The sequence below is a fragment of the Thalassolituus sp. UBA2590 genome, from assembly GCF_002339775.1.
In the GTDB taxonomy this organism is placed as follows: domain Bacteria; phylum Pseudomonadota; class Gammaproteobacteria; order Pseudomonadales; family Oceanobacteraceae; genus Thalassolituus.
Window position 1 is genome coordinate 21,810 of sequence record NZ_DDKU01000002.1, and the last position, 4,659, is coordinate 26,468.

A 4,659-nucleotide genomic window follows, 5' to 3' on the forward strand; every position below is an offset into this window, starting at 1 on the left:
TGTTGCCGTGGCGGTCGTCAATGAGGACATCCTCATTGCACGCCGCCCGGACGACAAACATCAGGGTGGCCTCTGGGAGTTTCCCGGAGGCAAAGTCGAAGCCGGTGAAACGACCGCTGATGCTCTGGTGCGTGAACTTGATGAGGAAGTCGCACTTCCCGTCACAACAGAACACATGTCTCCTCTGATGGAAATTCCTTTCAACTATCCGGATAAATCTGTTCTCCTTGAAGTGCTCTGGGTCGACGTACCTATGAATAATGCACTGCTTGCCCATGGCGCAGAAGGGCAGGAAGTCCGCTGGGTGCATTACTCTAAGCTCGCAGATTTCCAGTTTCCTGAGGCCAATGGACCGATTCTTGATGCTGTAACAGCAAAACTTAGTGAGCTTTCCTGAAAACGCATGTTTTAGCGAATGCTTAACCTGATCAGAACGGTATAGAAAGCTTAATAGAGTTGCGACTTTTCTCGTGTAGTATGAAACAGGAATTTAATTGCTGTTCTTAACGCACTACTGTTTCGGAGAAGGATCGTGTCTGAAACGCTCTTCAGAAGATTACTGATCGCCGCTGCTGTCTTCTTTTCGGTATTCTTTGCTATCGTCGTGATTCCCCCTCTGATTGCCAACCCGGATATTTGGGGTGCATTTGCAGCGGGCTTTGTGAATCCGTATTCCAGTGGTTACTCCACAGATGTTATCGTGTGCTGGTTTGTACTTGCCGTTTGGGTTGTATATGAAGCTAAGGCGTATTCAATTCGTCACGGATGGATTTGCCTGCTTATTGGTATTGTTCCCGGTGTTGCGGTTGGTTTCGCTCTTTATCTTGTGCTTCGGAGCAAACAGCTTAAGCAAACAATCAAAAATGAATAGATGCTAGCCAGAGTAGCCCATAGATATGACTATTGAATATAAGATCAATGCCCCCGTTACCACAGAGCAGTTCCTGAGGGTACTTGAAACGTCTACGCTCGGAGAGCGCCGCCCTGTTCAGGATAGAGCCCGCATCGAAGGCATGATTACCAATAGCAACCTTGTGGTTACTGCGTGGGTTGGGGACGAGTTAGTCGGTATTGCCCGAAGCATGACGGATTTTTATTATGCCTGCTATTTGTCAGACTTGGCGGTGAGCAGAGAATATCAGGCGGCAGGGATAGGTAAGGAGCTTCAGGCTCTGACAAAAAAGCAGTTACAACCTGGCTGTAAGATTATATTGATTGCCGCTCCTGCAGCGAACACTTACTACGAACACATAGGTTATAAAAGCAATCCACGTTGCTGGGTGTTGGACTCTTAATGTATTAAGCGGCCCCTATTTAAATTATAAGAAACTATTTCCTTCTTAGCCTCTCCTATATTCGTTAACCTATACAAAACCAGTACAAGTGACATTGGAGATAGGGTAGATGAATACAGCGCAGGCGTTGATCAAGAGTCTTGAAGCAGAAGGTGTTAAGTACGTTTTCGGTGTGCCCGGAGAGGAAAATCTGGCCGTTCTTGAGGCGATCCGCGAGTCTTCCCTCGAATATATCGTCACCCGGCACGAGCAGGGGGCTGCATTTGCGGCAGCAACCATTGGGCGTCTGACCGGTAATCCTGCTGTTTGCCTCACGACACTTGGCCCGGGCGCAACCAATGCCGTGACAGGTGTTGCCTATGCCCAGCTGGGCGCGATGCCGTTTATCCTGCTTACCGGTCAGAAGCCCATCCGCCATAGTAAACAGGGCGCTTTTCAGATTATCGACGTGGTTGATCTGATGGGGCCGATCACTAAGTTTTCTAAGCAGCTCGTTGAAGGTTCCATGGCGGCGGCAACGGTCAGAGAGGCCGTGAGGCTGGCGACGGAAGAGCGCCCTGGTGCAGTGATGCTGGAAGTTCCAGAAGACATTGCCAGTGAGAAAATTAAATACCGTCCAATCCCTATCTCTAAGCCGCGACGCCCAGTGGCTGAAGAAAAAGCGATTGAGCATGTGGTGGCTTTGCTGGAAAAGGCGACCCGACCGATCCTGATTGTCGGCGCAGGCAGTAATCGAAAACGTACTTCGCGGATACTTACTGAGCTGGTTCAGACGTACGATATTCCTTTCGTACCGACGCAGATGGGTAAGGGGGTGATTTGTGAATCCTTGCCTCAATATGCCGGCACCGCAGCATTAAGTAGCGATGATTACGTGCACAGTACCATCGAGAAGGCCGATCTGGTGATTAATATTGGCCACGATGTTGTCGAGAAGCCGCCGTTTATTATGACGGGGGAGCGTCCGGTGGTTCACATAAACTTCGAATCGGCGGAAGTGAACGATATCTACTATCCCCAGTGTGAGGTCATTGGTGATATAGCTAATGCTATCTGGCAGATTACTCAGGCTTTAAAAACGAAAGATCTGAGTCACTGGGATACGCAATTCCACAAAGAAGCAAAACAGAAACTCGATGATTGGTTCGAGCAGAGTGTAGCTTCCGCTGAAACCATTACGCCTCAGGTGCTCGTTAATGCGACCCGTACGGGTATCGATAAGGACGGTATCCTTACGCTTGATAACGGCATGTACAAAATCTGGTTTGCCCGTCACTACGAAACCTACATGGAAAACACCCTGCTGCTTGATAACGCGCTGGCGACGATGGGCGCGGGGTTGCCATCAGCGATCGGTGCAAAAACAATTTACCCGGATAAGCAGGTCGTCACCGTGGTCGGCGATGGCGGTTTTATGATGAACTCGCAGGAACTCGAGACTGCGGTACGCATGAACCTTGATCTGGTTGTCGTTATTCTTAATGACGAGTCTTTGCAGATGATTCGATGGAAACAGGGTAATGAGGGGCTGCAGGATTACGGACTCGAATTTAATAACCCGGATTTTATAAAGTACGCTGAAAGTTACGGAGCCAAAGGTCACCGAGTAGCTACGGTGATGGAGTACAAAGAGACCCTGGATCTGGCGTTGAAGAAAGGCGGTGTACACGTGCTGGATGTCGCGATCGACTACAGCAAGAACTCGGATGATCTGATCATAAGCTGATCTTCTTTTTCTTTTTTACCTGTGGCGTTGTCGTTCTATCAGGTTCACTCAAAGCATGGAAGCCTTCTTCGAGCCAGATGAAATACTCAGCTGGTTTATGATGTTAGATCAGGTGTTATCAGGAGAGGCGGCTACAGGATGCCGTCTTCTTCTTTTCTGAATGTTTCCTAAGAGTTGGTATTCATTACAAGCACTTCGACCCTTACAGTGTTCGTATGACATTTGCGTTACAATCGCTCCCGCGTCATAGACAAGAATAAGGTTTTAGATTTGCAATATCGTCCAGAGATAGATGGCTTAAGAGCCGTCGCTGTCTTACCCGTCGTACTTTTTCATGCTGGTTTTCAATGGTTCCAGGGCGGTTACATCGGGGTTGATGTGTTTTTTGTCATCAGTGGTTATCTCATTACCACGCTTCTTATCGAAGATCTGAAAGCTGGACGTTTCAGTATTGCAGATTTCTATGAGCGGCGGGCTAAACGGATACTTCCCGCGCTGTTTTTTGTCGCTTTGACATGCATACCCTTTGCTTTGTTATGGATGGTCCCTGAAGAGCTTATCGGTTTTGGCAAGAGCTTAGTCGCTGTTGGTACTTTCTCCTCGAACGTATTTTTCTGGCAGGAGAATGATTACTTCTCTCCTGTTTCTGAGGCGATGCCTTTATTGCATACGTGGAGTCTTGCGGTGGAAGAACAATACTATCTGTTGTTTCCGCTGATTCTTGCTGCGTTCTGGAAGTTTGGCGCTCGACGTTTGTTCTGGGGCATTCTGGTTGCGTCTCTGGTGAGTCTGGCGATGAGTGAGTGGAGCTTGATACATGCGCCCGAAGCCAATTTCTATCTACCTCATACTCGCGCATGGGAGCTTTTTACCGGTTCATTGCTCGCTTTACATATCCATCAGAATGGCGCACAGAGAAGTAACCTGCTTTCTGTCCTGGGACTGATTGCTGTCCTTGTATCCGTGTTTATCTATGATGGAGAAACACCCTTCCCAGGGATGTATGCCTTACTTCCTGTGGTCGGCACTGCCTTGATTATTCTATATGCCGCTTCCGGTACTTGGGTCGCCCGGTTGCTCAGTCTTCGCGGTTTCGTCTTCTTAGGCTTGATTAGTTATTCATTCTATCTTTGGCACCAGCCGCTGTTTGCTTTTGCAAGAATTCGGTCATTACATGAGCCGCATGAGGAAATTATGCTGGCACTTGTAGTTGCTTCACTGGCTCTCGCTACCCTCACCTGGAAGTACGTAGAAACACCGTTCAGGAAGAACCTGAAAATCAGCCGCAGTCGAAAAGCTATTTTTGCTTTGTCTGCTACAGGTTTAATCAGCATAGTGATCGTGGGAGGAGCCATTGACCATCAACGCGGCTTTCCAGAAAGAAGTGGCCTGGACGTCGTTGAGGCATTGAAAGAAATTCCTAATGTTCGAGAGAGTTATTGTCACAAGAAAGGGCGCCGGTCAGTTGAAGAGATGGCGACGGGTGAATTTTGCCTTGTCGGTGAGGGAGAGCTCAGATACGCCATCATTGGCGATTCTCATGCAGGTGCTATTTTCGATTACGCGGATGATTATCTGACCGAAGCCGGTGTGTCCGCCATTGCTGTAAGTGGCGGCTACTGTGCTCCGTTGTTAAAT

The 4,659-nt window shown here is 48.5% G+C and carries 5 protein-coding genes; all 5 read left to right on the forward strand.

What is annotated here, in order from left to right; genetic code table 11:
* A partial coding sequence (locus B2067_RS00105; RefSeq protein ID WP_301387097.1) for an NUDIX domain-containing protein occupies positions 1-397 on the forward strand: 397 nt, incomplete at its 5' end.
* Positions 398-532: 135 nt separating this feature from the next.
* Positions 533-871 carry a DUF2834 domain-containing protein gene (locus B2067_RS00110; protein WP_301387098.1) on the forward strand — a complete coding sequence of 113 codons (339 nt, stop codon included), beginning with the start codon at positions 533-535 and terminating at the stop codon, positions 869-871.
* Between the two features lie 25 nt (positions 872-896).
* Positions 897-1,295: a GNAT family N-acetyltransferase gene (locus tag B2067_RS00115; RefSeq protein WP_301387099.1), complete on the forward strand. Its 399-nt coding sequence runs from the start codon at positions 897-899 to the stop codon at positions 1,293-1,295.
* Positions 1,296-1,404: 109 nt separating this feature from the next.
* Positions 1,405-3,021 carry an acetolactate synthase large subunit gene (locus B2067_RS00120; RefSeq protein ID WP_301387100.1) on the forward strand — a complete coding sequence of 539 codons (1,617 nt, stop codon included), beginning with the start codon at positions 1,405-1,407 and terminating at the stop codon, positions 3,019-3,021.
* 270 nt (positions 3,022-3,291) lie between these two features.
* The coding region (locus B2067_RS00125) for an acyltransferase family protein (RefSeq protein ID WP_301387101.1) at positions 3,292-4,659 on the forward strand (1,368 nt) is incomplete at its 3' end.

Excerpts from the sequence above, each read along its gene's own strand:
- B2067_RS00115 (WP_301387099.1), top strand. The coding sequence starts at position 897 with ATGACTATTGAATATAAGATCAATGCCCCCGTTACCACAGAGCAGTTC.
- B2067_RS00120 (WP_301387100.1), top strand. The coding sequence starts at position 1,405 with ATGAATACAGCGCAGGCGTTGATCAAGAGTCTTGAAGCAGAAGGTGTT.